This is a genomic window from Gimesia sp. (assembly GCF_040219335.1).
Classification (GTDB): domain Bacteria; phylum Planctomycetota; class Planctomycetia; order Planctomycetales; family Planctomycetaceae; genus Gimesia.
On the sequence record NZ_JAVJSQ010000026.1, the window covers coordinates 135,507 to 154,858 of the forward strand.

At 53.1% G+C, this 19,352-nt stretch carries 13 protein-coding genes; 1 reads left to right on the top strand and 12 read right to left on the bottom strand.

Annotation, left to right across the window (positions count from 1 at the left end):
* Positions 1-59: 59 nt before the first annotated feature.
* From RID21_RS20525 to RID21_RS20545, 5 genes are all read right to left on the bottom strand, one after another.
* Complete coding sequence (locus RID21_RS20525; RefSeq protein ID WP_350192088.1) at positions 60-1,367, bottom strand: Gfo/Idh/MocA family protein; 1,308 nt, start codon at positions 1,365-1,367, stop codon at positions 60-62.
* Between the two features lie 320 nt (positions 1,368-1,687).
* The gene (locus RID21_RS20530) at positions 1,688-3,472 is read right to left on the bottom strand and encodes an arylsulfatase (RefSeq protein WP_350192090.1); all 1,785 of its coding nucleotides are present in this window, start codon (positions 3,470-3,472) and stop codon (positions 1,688-1,690) included.
* Positions 3,473-3,746: 274 nt separating this feature from the next.
* Complete coding sequence (locus RID21_RS20535; RefSeq protein ID WP_350192092.1) at positions 3,747-3,971, bottom strand: DUF5989 family protein; 225 nt, start codon at positions 3,969-3,971, stop codon at positions 3,747-3,749.
* Positions 3,972-3,997: 26 nt separating this feature from the next.
* Positions 3,998-4,429, bottom strand: coding sequence for an SxtJ family membrane protein (locus RID21_RS20540; protein ID WP_350192094.1), 432 nt, complete (start codon positions 4,427-4,429; stop codon positions 3,998-4,000).
* 13 nt (positions 4,430-4,442) lie between these two features.
* On the bottom strand, positions 4,443-6,215 hold the full coding sequence (locus RID21_RS20545) for a carbamoyltransferase family protein (RefSeq protein ID WP_350192096.1): 1,773 nt from the start codon (positions 6,213-6,215) through the stop codon (positions 4,443-4,445).
* Between the two features lie 251 nt (positions 6,216-6,466).
* Here RID21_RS20545 and RID21_RS20550 point away from each other — a divergent pair, with 251 nt between their 5' ends.
* Entirely contained in the window at positions 6,467-7,330 is an 864-nt protein-coding gene (locus RID21_RS20550) for an alpha/beta hydrolase (protein ID WP_350192098.1), read from the top strand.
* A gap of 4 nt (positions 7,331-7,334) precedes the next feature.
* On the opposite strand, the gene RID21_RS20555 is transcribed toward RID21_RS20550, so the two are convergent.
* The 7 genes from RID21_RS20555 to RID21_RS20585 all read right to left on the bottom strand — a co-directional run bounded on the left by RID21_RS20555 (position 7,335) and on the right by RID21_RS20585 (position 19,302).
* Positions 7,335-9,734, bottom strand: a complete 2,400-nt coding sequence (locus tag RID21_RS20555) for a heavy metal translocating P-type ATPase (RefSeq protein WP_350192100.1) — start codon at positions 9,732-9,734, stop codon at positions 7,335-7,337.
* 29 nt (positions 9,735-9,763) lie between these two features.
* The gene (locus RID21_RS20560; RefSeq protein WP_350192102.1) at positions 9,764-10,036 is read right to left on the bottom strand and encodes a 2TM domain-containing protein; all 273 of its coding nucleotides are present in this window, start codon (positions 10,034-10,036) and stop codon (positions 9,764-9,766) included.
* 257 nt (positions 10,037-10,293) lie between these two features.
* Entirely contained in the window at positions 10,294-12,387 is a 2,094-nt protein-coding gene (locus RID21_RS20565) for a thioredoxin-like domain-containing protein (protein ID WP_350192104.1), read from the bottom strand.
* A gap of 201 nt (positions 12,388-12,588) precedes the next feature.
* Positions 12,589-13,929 carry an ABC transporter permease gene (locus tag RID21_RS20570; RefSeq protein WP_350192106.1) on the bottom strand — a complete coding sequence of 447 codons (1,341 nt, stop codon included), beginning with the start codon at positions 13,927-13,929 and terminating at the stop codon, positions 12,589-12,591.
* A 45-nt stretch (positions 13,930-13,974) separates the two neighbouring features.
* Positions 13,975-14,688, bottom strand: coding sequence for an ABC transporter ATP-binding protein (locus RID21_RS20575; protein WP_145190261.1), 714 nt, complete (start codon positions 14,686-14,688; stop codon positions 13,975-13,977).
* Positions 14,685-16,490 (bottom strand): beta-barrel domain-containing protein, encoded by a 1,806-nt coding sequence (locus RID21_RS20580; protein ID WP_350192108.1) that lies wholly within the window; start codon positions 16,488-16,490, stop codon positions 14,685-14,687. Before RID21_RS20580 ends, RID21_RS20575 begins: the two co-directional genes overlap by 4 nt.
* A 34-nt stretch (positions 16,491-16,524) precedes the next feature.
* Entirely contained in the window at positions 16,525-19,302 is a 2,778-nt protein-coding gene (locus RID21_RS20585) for a TolC family protein (protein WP_350192110.1), read from the bottom strand.
* Positions 19,303-19,352 lie beyond the last annotated feature (50 nt).

A 19,352-nucleotide genomic window follows, 5' to 3' on the forward strand; every position in this document is an offset into this window, starting at 1 on the left:
TAAAAAAAGCCCGGCTTCCCAATTTGGAAGCCGGGCCTGTCTTTGCGCTGACCGCGGAATTAAACGACTTCCCAGCCGTCGCGGTATTCTTTCGAGATGAACTTGTCGGCTGCAGGACAGTTCGTTGCTTTAAGGTTCGCTGCATCCCAATCCAGGGCACACTGCGAACGATAAGCCACATTGCCCAGCAGAACTGCTTCAGTCAGGGCACCAGAGTAATCAAAGTTGCAGGTGGTGGGAGAACCATCCTTGCAGGCCTTGATCCATTCGGCGTGATGACCGATTGAATTCGGAATAGACTCTTTCGGTGGTTTGAAGTCGCCGAACTTTTCTTTCGGGAACAGTTTATAGCTGCCGTAGTTGGCAAACATGGATCCCTCAGTTCCGACAAACATCACACCGCTTCCCGGTACACGCTGACCGGCGACTTTCTTGGGAATCATGTTCCCGTCGTACCAGGTCAGGTTGACGGGTACCAGGCTACCCCGTTTGGGGAACTGGTAACGAACGGTCAAACCGTGTGGACAGGCTTCAGGATGTACTTCGGGGCCTTCGGCTTCACAGTGCGTCGGATGACGCAGGTCGAGTGCCCAGAAGGGGAGGTCCATGTAATGGCAGGCCATGTCACCCAGAGTCCCCTGGCCGAACTGCCACCAGCGGCGCCACTGGGCGGGATGATAACGACCGGCGGCATAGGGACGCTCAGGTGCAGGACCGAGCCAGAGATCCCAGTTCAGGTTCTTCGGAGGATCCTGGGTTTCAGTCGGCAGATCGCCGCCGCCCCAGCCTTTTCCAACCCAGACGTGAACTTCACCGATATCGCCCAGAACTCCGGATCGCACAATCTCAACAACGCGGCGGTAATTGTCGCCGGCGTGAATCTGAGTTCCCAGCTGTGTGGCAACGCCGTGCTTCTTCGCCTCTTCAGCAATGATACGTGCTTCCTGTACAGTGTGGGTCAGCGGTTTTTCACAGTAAACGTGCAGGCCTTTGCGAATAGCACGAATCGTGGCGGGGGCGTGATGATGGTCGGTGGTGCCGATGACGACGGCGTCAATCTTACCATCTTCGCTTTCCAGCATCTCGCGATAATCAGCATAGCGACGGGCATCTGGGAAGCTTGCTCCTGCGCGATCCAGGTAATTCTGGTCAACGTCTACCAGGGCGACAATGTTTTCACTTTTGACCCCCGCGACATCGGCTGCAGCACGGTTCGCAGTTCCGATACAGGCGATATTCAGTTTTTCATTCGCGGACTTCGAAGCAGCGGGAGCCAGCTCCGTCCAGAGTCCCGTGGAAATCGCGGCGGCGCCGGCTGTCGTGCTTTTCAGAAACTCACGGCGGCTGAAGTTTGAATTCTTTTGCATTTATCAGTCCCATAAACAGAGTAAGGCCGCGGTTCATCTCGGCCTGTAGAATGATGATTCATTGACGTTCAAAAGTCAATTCTCCCGGTTCGCACCAGGTCTGCCCCAGACTTCATACGCTTCTGGCCTGAATCCGCTGGAGATTTCAGCCATTTATTGTACTTTGATTCACTCTGGAGCAGTGCATCTATAATTTAAGATTCCTTATTTATAGTAAATGGTAACCTGACTCAAGACCATTCCAGTTGAGCAATCTTTTACAGTTTCCGGGAGAATCCAGGTGCCTGTACTGACGCTTCTGAAACAGCACTCTGAGCCTGTTACTGTGCAGCATTTCCTGTCGATTTCTGGATGAGATAGACCATCATAGGGCCGCGTTCGACATCCCCCTCGACGATTTTGACATCGACCGTCTGATCCCCTTTGTGCAGGGTGACATTTTTGAAAACATGTTCGGACTGGTCTGCGGGGACGGCCGAATGAAAGAGGTCATTTCCGACTTTCATTGTCAGCTCGGACTGCATGGGTGGCTGTGACTTAGAGAACTGTACCTTAAGGTCGTAGGTGCCATCTTCTTCCACTGTTATCAACCAGACGCCGCGGGCATCGCGGGTCCAGCCTTTTCCTTTGGGGCCGTTGTAACGCCAGTCCTGACGCGTCAGGACCGTTGTCGTTTCTTTGGGATTTCCGACATGAATGCGCGGCGGAGCGTAATTATCGGGCCGGGTATGACTCACATCGGCAAACCACTGGTCATACTGTTTTGTCAGCCGTTTGGCGACCGCGGGTTTCGTCTGTGCCAGATCTTGACGCTCACCCGGATCGTCACTGAGCTGAAACAGTTTGCCGGGTACATCCGGTTTGGAAAAAGTCATCTTGTAATTCTGTGTCACGACCGCGGCATTCGTCCGCGGCGTCGGTTCATCGCCTCGATGCCACTGCAGGAACAACGCTCGCTCTGGCCAGTTTTCGGCTTCATTTTTGAGCAGCGGCAGAATGTTCTTGCCATCCAGTTTCAACGCTTCCGGTTTGGAAACACCGGTAGCTGCCAGAATTGTCGGGAAGATATCGTAGTGGGCTGCAATCCGACCATTGACGGTTCCCGGCGTGAGTTGAGCGGGCCAGTGTGCGAGCAGCGGAGACCGTATGCCCCCTTCATTGACACTTCCTTTCGCCCCCTGGTGCGGACCGACATACCGTGGACCATTGGGGCCGTTATCGTTCAGGAACAGTACCAGTGTATTATCATAGGCGCCGATCTCCTTCAAATGGGCAAACAGGCGTCCGATATTCTGGTCAATATTTTCGATCATCGAGAATACGCGTGATGTTTTATCGAACAGCTTTTCATTTTTCCGTTTGGGATTCAGGGAATAACCGTACGCATCTTTGAGACCCATCGCTTTGTACTTCTCTCGCAGTTCCTCGGGAACGTCATCGAAGGGTCCGTGGGGCGCGTTGGTAGCCAGATAGATAAAAGTGGGCCTGTTATCCGCCTCGTTCTGCTCGATGAATTTCATGGCATGGTCGAAATAGATATCGGTGCAATAGCCTTTCATCTGTTTTTTTTCGCCGTTATGAAACAGAACCGGATCGGTGTATTTACCTGCTCCTTCAGGTGGATCGCTGGGCTGGCCAATGCCGCCGCCACGATGGACGAGCACTTCCTGGAAGCCCTGGTCCTGGGGACGCATGGGATAGCTGTCTCCCAGATGCCATTTTCCGAAAATCCCGGTTCGGTAGCCTGCGGGTTTTAACACCTCAGCGATGGTGACCTCTTCCGGCTCCATCATGGCTCGTCCGATGTAAGTATCGATAGCACGGGTGCGATAGTTATAGCGGCCCGTCATCAGGTTGGCCCGAGTCGGCGTACAGACGGGACTCACATAAAAACGGCTCATCCGCGCGCCGCCGGCTGCCATCTTATCGAGGTTAGGGGTATTGAGAATTTTATTTCCCAGAAATCCATAGTCCCAGCCTCCCTGATCATCGGTCATAATCAGAATCACATTGGTATGCTGAGCGGCAGACAGAGCAGCAGGGGAACCAAAGCAGAGCATCAGCAGCAGCAGACCTGCCAGACAGCGGGTGTAGAAAGTTCTCATGTTGTCAAATCCAGGGGCGAGGATAAAAAAGGGGTGCAGAATCCGGACGCAGACCCCCTGAATTCGGGATACAGAATATCCCCGGGCAGAGGCGCCTGGCATAATCTTAAGTCTATGCTTTTGGTCTACCCACTGCAAACAGTTTATGGGAATCCGCCTTAGATCAGAAGAGATCTGAAAACCCTTCACACCGCGAGAATGAACATGCACCAGCCTTGTTATTACGGTCAGATATTATGATGTCGCTTCGGGAGTCCCCTCCTCAAATCTCGATTTAAATCGGATAGATGAACGGTGCCAGTCCGCTGCCGCTGATAAAGACCAGCAGTCCAATCAACAGCAGCGCGATGATGATCGGCGCAAGCCACCACTTTTTGTTGTGACAGAGAAAATCCCAGAACTCGACGACAATCCCGGGCGCGGGCTGTTCGGACTGCGTCTGAAATTCCGCCTGCGTTTTCTCATCGGCTGCGTCTTCTGTTGAGTCTGAATCTGTCATCTGCTGACCTGAGCATTTAAGCGCGATTAAAACTGCCGAAAATAATCTTCGGGAGAACGTGTTTCTGTGTTTGGTATCCAGTACGAGCTGGTTTCGGAATCGAAGTGTTTTTCGATGAGCTTTCGACCTGACAGTCTGATGATTAACCCCACGGGTGTGATCACGAGATAATATACCACAGCGATTAACAGGCAGGAAACCAGCCAGCGGAGTGGATAAATCAGGAGCATCCACAAAAGATACACGGGCCGCATCGAGTTCGGTGTCAGCCAGGCGACACATAACACAACCAGTGTAACGCCGAACAATGTGTTCGAGAGAAGCCCTGGTGCCCCACGCTGCAAACAGAATGCGCCTCCCAGAACACACAGACAGGCCAGCGCAACTGCAAACATGCGCAGTTCGCGTCTGTGGGGATTCCAGTTGATTTCGATGAGCATCATACGGTGTTTATTCATTCCAGAGTTGTCTTCAGTCGAGTGTCATGCCCACTGGCTGTTTCCGGGCTGCCTGCATCTGTTCTGCTGACTGTTCCGATTTTAGAATCACAAAATGTTCGAGAACCAGCACGTCCAGATCGGTCGACATAAAGCAGTGCCAGGCGTCTTGGGGAGTACACACAGGAGGTTCACCGCGTACGTTGAAACTGGTGTTGATCAGTAAGGGAACTCCGGTCAGTTTTTCGTATTCAGAGACCAACTGATAAAAGAGACCATGCCGCTCGGCATCAATGGTCTGCAGACGAGACGAACCATCGACGTGAGTGACAGCGGGGATATTCGCTTGTGGCTGAACCTGCGCCAGTTGCAGCATATACGGGCTCTCGCATTGCTCTGGAAAATCGAAGTAGTCGGTAACACGTTCTCGCAAGACTGCAGGAGCAAAGGGACGGAACGATTCGCGATATTTGATTTTCTGGTTCAACATCGACTGCATCTGCGCACTACGTGGATCGGCGAGAATACTGCGTCCGCCCAGTGCCCGGGGACCGAATTCCATACGCCCCTGGAACCAGCCGACGACTTTATCTTCCGCCAGTAATCTGGCGACTTCACTACAAAGCTGCTGGTCGTCAGAGAGACAACGGTAAGTGATCTGCTGCTGATCCAGGAACTGTTGAATTTCCACATCATCAAAGCACGGCCCCAGAAAACTGCCGCGCTGCTGGTCCGTTGCGTAAGTAATTCGCGGCTGATTTAAGAGCTGATGCCAGATCAACTGAGCCACTCCCAATGCGCCTCCCGCATCGCCGGCCGCTGGTTGAATCCAGACTTCATCAAACGGCCCTTCTCGCAGGATCCTGCCATTCGCCACACAGTTCAATGCAACCCCACCAGCCATACAGAGCCGCGTCTGCTGCGTCTCCATATGCACGTGTTGAACCATCTTGAGCAGGATTTCTTCGAGTACAAGCTGAATCGAAGCCGCCAGATCTTTGTGTCGCTGTGTGATCTCGGTTTCCGGTTGACGGGGAGGACCACCAAACAGTCTGTGAAACCGGGGGGAGGTCATGGTCAGCCCATGACAGAAGTTGAAGTAGGACAGATCGAGACGGATCGAACCGTCGGCTTTGATGTCGACCAGTTTCTCCCGGATCAGATCAGCGAACTGAGGCTCTCCGTACGGCGCGAGTCCCATCAGCTTATATTCACCAGAATTGACGCGAAAACCACAGTAATAAGTGAATGCAGAATACAGTAAGCCAGGGGAGTGCGGATAATGCATCTCGCTCTGTATCTTGATTCGATTTCCTTGACCGACTCCATAAGCGGCGGTAGCCCACTCTCCCACACTGTCGACAGTCAGAATCGCTGCTTCTTCAAACGGAGAAGGAAAAAACGCACTGGCGGCGTGTGATTCGTGATGCTCGCAGAAGACGATGCGTTTCTGATATTTGCCCTGCAGTTCCCGTTTGATGATGCGGGGCAGATGTAATTTGGTCTGCAGCCAGCTGGGAATCGTATTCAGAAACGCGCGAAAACCAATAGGAGCGAAAGCCAGCGTGGTTTCGAGCAGCCGCTCAAATTTCAGGAACGGTTTTTCGTAGAAGCCTGCATAGTCGATTTCGTCTGCGGAGAGACCGGCTTCCCGTAGACAATATTCAATCGCCTGTGAGGGAAACGAAGCGTCCTGCTTTACGCGGGTAAAGCGTTCCTCCTGGGCCGCGGCGATAATTTCACCATCGACAATCAGCGCTGCTGCCGAGTCGTGGTAGAATGCCGAGATACCCAGAATAGCGGTCATAAAATACTGCCTGATGGGAGTCAGAACACAAAGTCCCTGCGAAATAAATAGTATGCTCCAGTATTACATACCTCAAACGAGCTGCAAGACTGAATGCTCTGATCGGAGGGGAATTGAAGATTGAATGGCTCAGCCACACGGATGAGACTAGCTCTACCAGCCTGTCATTAGGGCTGCACGTAATCTATAATTTAACCTCGACAGACATCCCCCAGCTTCTCACTGAGACAACAATCATTTGAGGTTTCGATATGCCACACTTGCAATTTTCTCTCCCCCTGCTGCTTCTATTCCTGGTTATCTGTGGAACCCGCCCTGCTCCAGCGCAGGAGAGCGCGTCGAAATATAAGACGCTTGCCGATATTTCTTATCGGACTGAAGCAGACACCGCGCAGGATGACTACATGCGTGAACGCTGTAAACTTGACCTGTACTATCCCACGACGATTAAGAACTTTCCCACGGTGGTCTGGTTTCATGGGGGTGGCTTGAAAGGGGGCGGAAAGCAGATTCCCAAAGCGCTGCGGGATCAGGGGATTTCCGTTGTGGGTGTCAACTATCGATTGTTCCCGAAAGCAAAGAAGCCAGCGTACCTCGAAGATGCGGCAGCAGCGGTTGCCTGGACCTTTGAGAATATCGAGAAGTATGGCGGTGATCCAAACCTGATTTTCGTTGCCGGACATTCTGCGGGCGGTTACCTGACCAGTATGCTCGGACTCGATCGCCGCTGGCTGGCGACACATGAGATTGATGCTAATCAAATCGCGGGACTGATCCCTTACAGCGGACACTGCATCACCCACATGACAGTCCGGGAAGAGATGGGCATCGGCCGCGACCAGCCTGTCATTGATGACATGGCACCATTGTACCATGCCCGCAAAGATGCGCCTCCGATCCTGTTAATCACAGGAGACCGGGAACTGGAATTTCCGACACGTTATGAAGAAAACGCTTATCTCAACAGCCTGATGAAGGTCGTCGGCCACAAAGAGACTCAGCTGTTTGAACTGGATGGTTTCACACATGGCACAATGGTGGAGCCCGGTCATCTACTCGCGTTGAAAGAGATCAGGCGCATCGTCAAGGCACGCAAACAGGACACAGTACGGTAATAAATCAGCGTTGGGCACGCAGTCGGAGTGCGTTACTGATCACGGAGATCGAACTGAAACTCATCGCGGCGGCCGCAATCATCGGACTGAGTAGTGCGTGGATGCCAAAGAAGGGAACCAGGATCCCTGCGGCAATCGGAATGCCAAGCGCATTGTAGCCGAAGGCGAAGAGCAGGTTCTGATGGATGTTCCGCATCACGAGCCGACTCAGGTCGATGGCATCAACGACGCCTCTTAGATCTCCTTTCACCAGGGTCACCTCGGCACTTTCGATGGCGACATCGGTACCGGTTCCCATCGCAATCCCCACATCGGCTTCCGCGAGCGCCGGTGCATCGTTGATGCCGTCCCCGGCCATCGCAACTTTATGTCCATTCTCGCGCAGGTCTTTGATCTTTTCATACTTGTCCTGCGGTTTGACGCCGGCTTCGACATCGTCGATATTCAATTGTCGGGCGACTGCCCGGGCGGTCTTCTCGTTGTCACCGGTGACCATCACAATCGAAAGCCCGAGTTCGTGCAGCTTGCGAATCGCCGGCTCGGTGGTTTCCTTTATCGGGTCCGAGACGGAAAGAAAGCCGGCAAATGCACCAGCAATGGCGACAAAGATAATCCCCTGCCCCTGCTCACGGAGCTCGTTCGCCTGCGACATCAACGCGTCATCAATGCTTATGGAATTGTCTTCCAGCATCGCAGCACTCCCGATCAACACAGGCTTCCCCTGGACGCTCCCTTTCACGCCGGCTCCCGTTACGGAATCGAAATCCTGAACTTCATCGAGCTGAATCTCCCGCTCTTTCGCAGCCTGCACGACGGCCTGCGAAAGAGGATGTTCGCTATGCTGTTCCACGGCGGCGGACCACTTTAACAACTCATCTTCGCTCAGATCTCCCGCGGACACACATTGAGTCAGGCGGGGCTGGCCTTCGGTGAGTGTGCCTGTTTTATCGACCACAATGGTGTCGACTTTCTGAAGTGTCTCCAGAACCTCTGCGTTTTTGATCAGAATCCCCTGCTTTGCTCCTCGGCCGACGCCTACCATGATCGACATCGGTGTGGCCAACCCCAGTGCACACGGACAGGCGATGATCAATACAGCTACGGCGTTGATGAGCGCATAGGCCAGCCTGGGTTCAGGTCCCAGCCAGCTCCAAAGCAGAAAGGTAATTACGGCAGTGCCCAACACGACCGGTACGAAGACCGCAGCGACGGAATCAACGACCCGTTGAATGGGAGCCCGACTGCGCTGCGCAGTGGAGACCATCTGAATGATCTGTGAGAGCAGAGTTTCCCCGCCCACTTTTTCGGCTTTCATCAGAAAGGATCCAGTCTGGTTCACCGTTCCCCCGATGACATCGGCCCCCTGCTCCTTCGAGACGGGAACCGGTTCGCCAGTAATCATTGATTCATCGATCAGGCTCTTACCTTCTTCGACGACGCCATCCACGGGCACCTTTTCGCCGGGACGCACACGAAGCAGATTTCCCGCTTCGACTTCTTCCAGGGGGATATCCCGTTCCTCACCATCAACGATCAGATGCGCGGTGGGAGGTGCGAGAGCCAGCAGTTCCCGGATTGCGGAATTTGTGCGTTTCCGTGCCCGCAGTTCCAGCATCTGTCCCAGCAGTACGAGAACAGTAATCACTACGGTCGCCTCGAAGTACAATTCGACCGAGCCATTTTGTCGAAACGACTCGGGAAAGACCCCCGGCGCCAGTAACGCGATCACACTGTAAATGTAAGCGGTGCCCGTTCCGATGCCGATGAGCGTGAACATATTCAGGTTCATGCTCACAATCGATTTGTAAGCCCGCTGATAAAGGGGCCAGCCGGCCCAGAACACGACCGGGGTACTGAGCAGAAACTGGATCCAGCCTGACGCTTCCTCAGAAATCCAATCGTGAACGGGAACGCCCAGCATGGGGAGCATGGCCAGCAGAAAGACGGGAAGCCCCAGGATCAGTCCACCCCAGAAGCGACGGGACATCAGCTCGTACTCGGCAACCTCTTCAGCTGAGTCTTCCTGTTGCGGCATGATCGGCTCCAGATCCATGCCACAGATGGGGCAACTGCCTGGCCCTTCCTGTTCAATCTCCGGGTGCATGGGACAGGAATAGATCGTTCCAGCCGGAACCTCTGCAGGGGCTTTCTGATGCTGCCCGTGATGCTGATGTCCGCCGTCGCCGTGCTCTTCATGATGACAACAGCCTGATTTCTGCGCAGGTTCGGAATGCTGCTCGTGGTGGCACTCCTCTTTTGCGGGAGCATCTGCATGTTGATGTTGAGCCAGAAATTTATCACGGCAGCCCTGGCTGCAGAAGTACCAGGTCTGGTCGTCCACGGTCGCGTTGAGAGCAGTCGATTCGTCGACCTGCATGTGACAAATCGGATCAGTGGCCGTCATTAAATACCTGCTTTCTGTGACTGCTTACCTCATTGTTTGAGTCGGGCCTGTTCTTTCTGAATCATCTTCTCTTTCAAGCTTGTTGAGCCGGCAGGTCCAAACACCTTGAAGGCATGAAATACCAGACCGATCCCCCAGCCTCCCAGAGGCCAGATAAACCAGTAGTTGTCGGGAGAGCGAATCAGGTTCAAGGTGATCAGGCCAGCATTCACGAGGACGTAGACTCCGGCATGAATCGCGAACCCCATTTTCTTCTCGACCCGTTCCTTCGCCAGTTGGTAATTTTCATCTTGTTCAGACATGATTCTTCTCCTGTCAGTCTCTGAATTTATACCGCAGTCTGTCGTAAAAAAACAGCTCGGATCAGGGGCGGTATCCCTGCACCTGTTTTGAAATGCAAGTCCCATGCCAACCCGAAGCTGTCCCGATTACGTTGATACAAAAGCCTTACGCGAACAGAATTTTGGAAAACCACCTACACCCAATAAAAAACGGTTGCTGAACCGCCAGAATGCAGGCTCAGCAACCGTTATCAGTCGACACTTAAAATTGCAGATCTTTAATCCTGAGAGAGATCCAGCGAGAGACTGATCTGGCTGTTTTTCGCTGCCTGCTGTATCTGCAGCGGAAGCTTCCACTGCGTCGAATGCTGTTTGCATAAGCCCCCTACGCCATCGCGACAGTAGCCGAAGCGCAGATTCAGTAGATAAGCCCCAGAGGCAGCATCCAGCGCCGGAAGTTCCAGAACCAGTTGATCTCCTTTGACGGTCCCCTTCCCTGTAGCGACTGTTTCTCCGGATGCATCTGCCGCTTTCAAGGAAAACTTAATAGGGGCCAAAGGCGAAAGCTTATAGTCTGTGGGGAGTTTGGGAGTGACCGTCACCTTGATGGGCTTTCCTGCCGCAACGGTTTGTGCGGAAGCGTTCAACGCAGCTGCCGATGTCGCCGCAAAGCTGTCTCCAGAAGTCTTCGGTAATTCCGGAGGCGTCAGTCCCTGCACTTTGAATTCACTGACCTGATCATTATCGAGATTGACAACACAGATCCGGTGATTATTGGTATCTGCAACGAACAGACGGTTTCCGACTTTGGCCAGGCCTGACGGTTCAGAAAATTCGGCAGGCTTCAGACTATTGCCATCTTTGCCGGTTCCCAGAAATGTTTTGACTTCGTTCGTTTTGAGGTCGATGGTTTTCAATTTGTGATTGTAAGTATCTGCGATAAACAAGCGACCGTTATCGAACAGAACTCCGAGGGGATGCTGCAGACGGGCCTTATCGCCGATGCCATCCTTGTCCCCGAACTCAAACAGGGAACGACCGCGTTCCAGGTCGGAAGTTCCGGCGATGGTACTGACGGTTCCCTGCTTAGTGTCAACTTTGCGGACTGCAGAGCCTTCACTGTCGACGACATAGAAGATGTCTCCATCAACGGCGATGCCTGATGTCTGTGCAAAAGCGGACGTATCGAGGGGGCCGTTGGTGATATCTTCTCGCCCTGAGCCGGCGTAGACGCCGATTTCATCTGAGCCGAGTTTGTGCGACCAGATCTGATGCGGGCCTGCCATACAGATATAGAGCGTGCCATCAATCTCGGCCAGTGCCCAGGGACTGTTGAGCGCGGTCGTGCGCAGTTTACCACCGGGCGTGCGGGTACGGGCCTGTTCCCCGGTGCCCGCCAGAGTCGATACCTGTTTTTGATCGAGATCAATTTTGCGAATCAGGTGATTTTCAGTATCGGCCACATAGAGAGTATTGCCGACCAGGGCCATGCCTTGCGGATGATCAAAGGCAGCGGTTTTATAATCACCGTCTTTATTGCCGATCTGGCCGGAGCCGATCACATCCAGCAGTTTCCCGTCGAGGGAAGAAACGACAATGCGGTTGTGATTACTGTCTGAGATGAAGAGTCTGTTGTGCGCTTCGTCAGCCAGCAGTTTGCCTGGAAATTTGAGAGGCGTTGGTTTCAGCTTGGTCGATTCCAGTTCGAAGTGCACGGGAGTTTCATCGAGCGTTCCCTTGGCACGGTGGTAGGCTATGACCTGCTCCAGAACTTTGTCGAGCAGTTCGCGATTACCTTCTCCTGAAATATGACCGCAGTAATTACCTTCCGGATCGATGAGTACCATCGAAGGCCAGGCACGCACGCCATACTTGCGCCAGACGGTCATATTGGAATCATTGATCACAGGATGCTTGATTTCATAACGCTGGATGGCCCGGCGGATGTTATCGGTCTCTTTTTCGTTATCGAATTTTGCAGAATGACAGCCGATAACGACCAGTTCGTTCGGATATTTCTTTTCCAGGTAAGCCAGATCGGGCAGAACGTGCATGCAGTTGATGCAGCAGTAGGTCCAGAAGTCGATGAGAACGACTTTTCCCCGCAGGTCCTTAAGAGTGATCTCACCCGAAGTATTTAACCATTCGGTCCCACCATCGAGGCTGGGTGCCGGCGGACGATTCGGGAACGGATTTTTCATTACCGGCCCGGACTCTGTATCTGTTTTTTCTTCTGTCTGCTTTTTGGCTGGTGCGGGCGACTTCTCATCTGCGTGGACTGCCGACAATCCTGATCCGCAGACAGTCATCCATGCTACAAGAAGTACGGTGAGGAGGTAGAGTTGTTTCAGAAAAGCCTGCTTTCCCGGCATGCCTGATTCTCCTGTTTAGGTTGGCGTCTATGAGGTGGGTCTATCAATTCTGATGTCAGCTTGCGCGAGGCGCACGCTCTTATTGTAGAGCCCCAGACAGGGAGGGGAACAGCCCAGCTCACAAATTTCACGGACCAATCCAGATTCACTTATTGATCATAACCCACTGACACGGATTATGTTGCGACCACGACGATCGAATTACTCATGACGGAGTGCTTCGATCGGATCGAGTTTGGCAGCAGAGATCGCGGGGTAAATTCCGGAGAGAATTCCGATAGTCACCGAGATACCAAAGGCAACCGGCAGACTCCAGAAGGCGATCTGTGGCTGCAGGTCGAAGAACATGCGGCCCACATCCGAACCTGCAGTGCCGCCTTCCATCACGAAGTTCTGCACGAACCACTGGATGCCCAGAAAGGTGACGGGGGTCAGCAGACCAAACGCGACGCCAATGAGACCGCCTGATCCTGCGAGTACGATCGTCTCGGTGAGGAACTGTTCGATGATGTCCCGTTGACGGGCCCCCAAGGCGCGGCGGACACCAATTTCACGGGTGCGTTCGGTCACGGTGGCCAGCATGATATTCATAATACCGATGCCGCCCACCACCAGACTGATGGCGGCAATGGACCCGAGCACGACGTTAAAAATCATACGAATCTGTTCTGCCTGTTTGAGCAGTTCCAGTGGCACGACAACCGCATAATCTTTATTGCGGGGATGTGACTGCTCCAGCGTTTCCCGAATCGCCTGCGCGGTGGGGAGTACTGTGTCTTTGTCACTGACACGCAGGGTGATCTGATTCAATTCGATATGCTCGGCCGTCATACTGCCTGCCTGCCGTTTGATATCGAGGTCACCTTCACGCGCCTGCAGGGTTTTGATAGGGATGTAGACGTCTTTGTTATAGTCCTGTCCAGAGAGGCTGCCTCCGATAGCAGCAGAAGCGGTACGGTCTTTCGTCACTCCCACAACGGTGTAGAACATGGGTCCGATGCGAATCGATTTCCCCAGCGGGTTTTCATACTTAAAGAGTTTGTTGGCGACTTCGTTGGCAACCACTGCGACGTTGAGCAGTTTATTCTGATCGCTGGCAGTCAGAAAACGGCCTGCAGCCAGATCGAGATGATTCATCCCCATGTACTCAGCGGTGCAACCCACGACGCGGGCATTCATGGCTTCTTTGAGGAAACGCACTTCACGATCGACTTCACGGATGGGAGCCGCGTTGACAATCGTGGGTAGAGTTTCGGTCAGGATTTTGTAATCAGAGCGTAACAGGCCATATTGTAGAACACGGGCGCTGCTGGATGTCTGTGCGACTTCGTCCGGCGGTTTGATACTGCGAACGATGACGTTGGTTGCCCCCAGTTCAAGTACCTGTTTCTGCGCCTGGGCACTGGCACCTTCTCCAATGGCCAGCATGGCGATCACAGAGAAGACGCCGAACACAATCCCCAGCATAGTCAGGCCGGACCGCAGCTTATGCAGCAGCAGGCTTTTCATAGCAAGTCTGACAATGCGAATGATACGGGTCATGCGAGCGGCCTGAAGTAATTGGAAACGAGGTCGAAGGTAAGGGGTTTAATGCTTGGAGAATGAGGGTTCCTGAATGGTCTCACTTTCAATGAGACCATCCTTCATCATGATCTGCCGTTTGGCCTGTCTGGCGACTGTGGGCTCGTGAGTCACCATAATAATGGTACGTCCCTGGCCATTCAGATTATGGAGAATATCCATAATTTCCTCTTCAGTGGCGGAATCCAGGTTACCCGTGGGTTCGTCAGCGAGAATAATCTGCGGGTCATTGACAAGTGCCCGGGCAATTGAGACACGCTGCTGCTGCCCCCCGGAAAGCTGGAACGGTCGGTGATCGAGTCGATCTCCCAGCCCGACCATGCGAGCGAGTTCAGTACACCACTCGCGTTCTTCACGTCCGATGGCGGGATAACCGGCCCGGTAGAGCAGGGGGACTTCAATATTTTCCAGCACCGTATACTGAGCAATCAGGTTGAACGACTGGAAGATGAAGCCGATCATGTCGTTGCGCATCAGTGAGAGTTCATCGTCGTCCAGAGTGGAGACATCGCGTCCACCCAGGAAGTACTGTCCGCTGGTAGGGCGGTCGAGTGCACCAAGCAGGTTGAGCAGCGTACTTTTGCCACTCCCCGAGGATCCCATGATGGCGACGAAGTCACCTTCGGGAAAATCGGTCGAGACTCCTCTCAACGCTTTCACCACCACGGAGCCCAGATCATAAAACTTGGTGAGGTCGACAACTTGAGCAGCCAGCCTCATGATCGCTGATCTCCCCCGGGTCGAGGTCCACCCGCTCCGCCACCACCAGAGGGGGGACGCAGCTTGCTGATCTCGCCGGCATCAAGGAAACCATCCTTGTTGGTATCAAGTGAGTCAAAGCGTTCCTTGAGACGATCAGGGGCTTCCTCTTTAGAGACTTTTCCGTCCGAGTCTTTGTCGAAGCGTTGCAGGAAACCACCGCTGGCTGCCGCACCGCCGGCGGGTTTCTTGCCGGCGCCTGCTGATTTTCCAGCAGCAGAACCTTTCCCGGCTCCGGCTGCTGCAGCGTCTGTAGCGGCACCTTCTTTCTGTGCCTTCTTCTTATCCATCGCCAGCTTTTCTTCGAGTTCGATCAACTCATCTGCGAAGTGGGTTCGCGGATTGAGAATGACTTCCTCTCCGGCTTCTACACCGTCCTTCACTTCAATCATGGTATCGCTGGCCTGGCCGATCAGAAGCTCACGGCGGACAGGTTTGTCACCGGGGGTCAGGACGAAGATGTAACGCTGATCGCCAATCGTGATGACCGACTGGACGGGAACCTGCAGCACGTTATCCCGCTCTTCGATGCGGATTTCGATTTCTGCAGTGAGGCCCGGTTTGAGTTTGGAAATGTCGGCACCATTGGGAACGATTTTAATGGTGGCCTTGTATTCTTTGAGGTCGGGACGCATCCAGTTGGAGGAGATCGGCACGGAAGAGACCTGATCCACAGTGCCTGCATAACGTTGTTCTGGGAAGGCATCCACGCGGATATCGACATCCTGGCCCTCTTCGATCATGCTGATCTTCGATTCGTGAATCCGGGCATCGACTTTCATTTTGGAGAAGTCGGGCAGTTGAATGATTGCCTGACGCTCGCGGACTTCCGTCCCTTCTTCGATGACGTCTTCACCGCTACCGCGGCGGCCACTGTTCTGATTCGCGTAAACAACCTGACCGTTCTGAGGCGCGATCATTTTGCAGGCCTCAATCTGTTCGCGAATGCGGTCCAGTTCACTGCGTTCGACTTCATAAGTCAGCTGACTGGCTTTGAGCCGGGCATCGAACTGGGCCAGTGTGGCGATTCCCTGGCGTTTCACACGTTCCAGGTTCAGTTTCTTTTCATCAACATCTGCGACCAGCTCTTTTTCTTTCCGCCGCTGAACATAATCTTTTTCCACTTTGAGATCTTCTTTGGCGATTTCCAGATCGATCTCGGCTTTAACGACGGTAATGCGGTCGGCTTCGACATCGTTCTGATTTTTATAGCCTTTCTTGGCAATCCGTTTCGAGAACTCAAAGTTCTCCTCGGCCCGCTGCAGATCTTCACGAGCCTTGGTGACAGCACCTTCTTTGACATTCAGATCGCGCTGTGATTCGCCCTTCTGGAACTTCTCCAGATCGAGTTTGGCCAGATCGAGAGCCAGCTGGGCTGCAGAGGCATCACTTTCATTTTGAGTTTTCTGGATAGCGACATTTTCTTCAGCCTGTTTGAGTTCGGCCTCGGCCTGTGTCACCTGGATTTGCTGCTGCTTTTCCTTATCGACCAGCGCGGAGGAGTCGAGTTCGCAGACCAGTTCGCCGGCTTTGACCATGGTTCCTTCCGGAACAATACTGATGATGGTTGTGAAGCCTTTGACTTTGCTGGACAGGGTCACGTTATTCAGACTGTCGAGTTGTCCGCGTTCCGTAACCGACACACGGAATGCACCGCGTGTCGCCTGGTCTGTAATATATGTGGTGTTCTTTTTCTGTCCGCTGGAGAAGGCAGAGAACAGTGGCGTGCGGACTGCAGGTACCAGAAGTACTACAGCTGCCATGATCAGAATTGCCAGGAGGAAAAGCGTTCCCTTGTTAGGGAGCCTGCGCTGTCGTTTTGTTTTCTGTGGAGAGTGCATTGAGTTCTGCTGCTGGTCGGAAGACGACTGGTTGGATGTCTTCTGTTCCAGTGAGTCCTGTTGAGTCTGTTGGTTCTGGGGGGAGTTGGCGGTGCTCATTGGTAGGTCTTATCGTTCCCGCGCGGTGTTGATAGAAATCATCTTCCCAAATGCCGTTGGCATCTATCTCCATAATACCCATATCTCGATAGATGTTAAGTCGGTTTTGCTCATAATTTACCCAGTTACTGATTAAACTGTTTTGTGCATCGAGTACCGATGATAACGCATTTAACAGGTTTAACCCCTGGTTACGCCCCGCCTGAGCAGGATCAGAAGTAGCTTCCACCGCACTGTCATACTGTAACGCAGCCAGGCGGATCTGGACCCGAGATGTTTCGAAGTTCTGACGCAACACATTCAGCTGTCGCCAGCTGCGTCTGATGTCAAACTTGATGTTATCCTGGGCTTCCATGAAGGTACGACGTTGTCGCTGGTAATTGATTTGAGATTCCCGATAGGCATTTCTCTGCTGTACTAATGACAATGGAGCCGTAAATTCAACCCCCGCCCGCAAACTGGCCTGACTACCGCGGAAGTCCAGAGGTCGGTTTTTACCGAGCGGAGTACTTACGTCTCCATCGACTACAACATTTAACACCGCTTCGAGCTCATTAGACCGCACTTCCATCAATCTTCTGGTATCCATCACGAAAGCACGCTCATTCATCAGGTCGAGACGATTATCCAGACCGATGCGAACCGCTTCGGTAATATCCATGTTAAATGGTTCCAGGGTAATGAGTTCCACACGCAAGCCAATCTCAATCACCTGCAAGCCCTGTGAAATTCTGAGCATGTCTTCCCGCAGATTGGCCATTTCCAGAATTATTTTCTTTTTCTGGTCATTTGAGAGATTATCTTCGCTCAGAAAGCCCCTCAGACCATCCAGGCGACTCTGCAATTCCTGAATCTCTTTTCGCACGCCTGAATACAAACGTATATCATTGGCAGAGCCCTGGCGGACCCGCTCCCGGTCCTCATCAGTCTCGAACCGACGTTTTCGCAGTGCCAGAATGTCTTCAGGAACCCCCTCGGTATTTTGTCCGAGCAGCATGTCAATGTTCGCGATATCCTGTTCGAGGGTTACCAGGGCATCCGTCTGCAGTTTTTTGATCAGTATCTCCAGACCATCGACAACTTTCAGCATGTCTGCTGTTGTGGGAGGAACTAAGTTGGGATCTCCCCAGTCTTCGACATAGACACTCGCCCAGACCTCGACGTAATCGTAAATTTCCTGTTCAATTTCCGGCAGGAGAGGATCGATCAACTGGAAGGGTTTCAGCAGTGATTCGTCGATACTCATCGGCATATCAGGTGGCAAGCCCATGAAGATTTTGAAGCTGCCCAGTGAGTCCTGATACTGACGTTCGATGGAACGCAAACGATTGACGGATTGTGCCAACCGCGTTTCCAGCTGAGCAACATCCAGCGTGACGACTTCGGTACGAATTCGTGAGATGAGTTCATTGACGGTTGCCTGGTAAGAATCTGCATCACTGAGTGCCAGCAGCATTTTTTCTTCTTCAGCACTCATCTCTCCTTTCCAGGAAAGCATCCGACTTTCATCATCATATTCCATCTTCTCAACGAGTGCCGGAGGAATGATCCAGTTATCGGGCAATTCTTCCAGGCGTTCCTGTTGCACTTTGGGTTTCTGTGATGACAGAGCGCGAAGAATTTCCACCTGACGCTCGAGTCGCTTGATGTTACCGCGTTCGTTATAGATCACCTGCAGCTGCTGTAACAGTTGCAGGAAGCCATTGCCGCCACCCACGGTATCGGTGAAGAAAATTTTACGGAAGCGGGCCAGGGTACGTGTCTGATAGAGCACGTTACGTTCATCCTGGGTCAGATTGTTGAGGACGACCTTTCTCCCCGCTCCCAGTAACAGTGGCTGAACGAGCGAGTAAGAAAGCACACTTACGGAAGTGGTCTGATTGGATCCGGAGAACAGCCAGAGTGTGTTATTCGCCAGTTCGACGGCCCACTGAGCACCACTGGGCAGCACCTGGTTCACACCAATGCGACTGGAGAGGTCGAGTTCCTGCGTTCCGTTAGACAAACGACGCCGGTTGAGATCGACCTGCGGATTCTGTCCGCCGACTCCGAGATATTTCACATCAAACTGAAATCGGCCGAACGTCAGATCGAGAGCCGACAGGAAGAGGTTTTCAATCTGGAACTGATATTCGCGACTGTTAATGTTCGCGATGTCGATAGCTTCCTGCAGCGTGACTTCTTCAAGCGCAGGCAGTTCGGTACCGGGAAGCGAATTCCCGGCCGCTGCCATTTCTGCACTTAACTCGGGAGAGATACCGTACTGCACGAGCCAGTCCGGGTTTTCGATACTGAGCGCGCGACCAAATTTGTGCCAGCTTTTGTAACCCTTCTTACACTGTAACCAATGCATGTAAACATTCGCAGCAGGGTCATCGGGAGGCAGCGGTTCGTGATTGGGATCGTAAGGATCATAGAAACGACTGCGCGGATCGGGCTCGACGTCGTAGCGGGGAAGTTCCCAGGCTGGGTCGTCGGCTTTTTCAGCCAGAATTTCATACGAATCCGCATTGGCCTGATCAGCCCAGAACGTGGGTGAGCAGCCGACCTGAATCAGGGACAGACCCGCCAGTAGAACTACCGCCAGGGCTGTTCTGAGTGATTCACATTGGGGATTGAATTTTGCGCGACTCATTTAAGAGCATCCATGACACTGAGTTTATCAAAAGCCGTGGTCCTGACAGG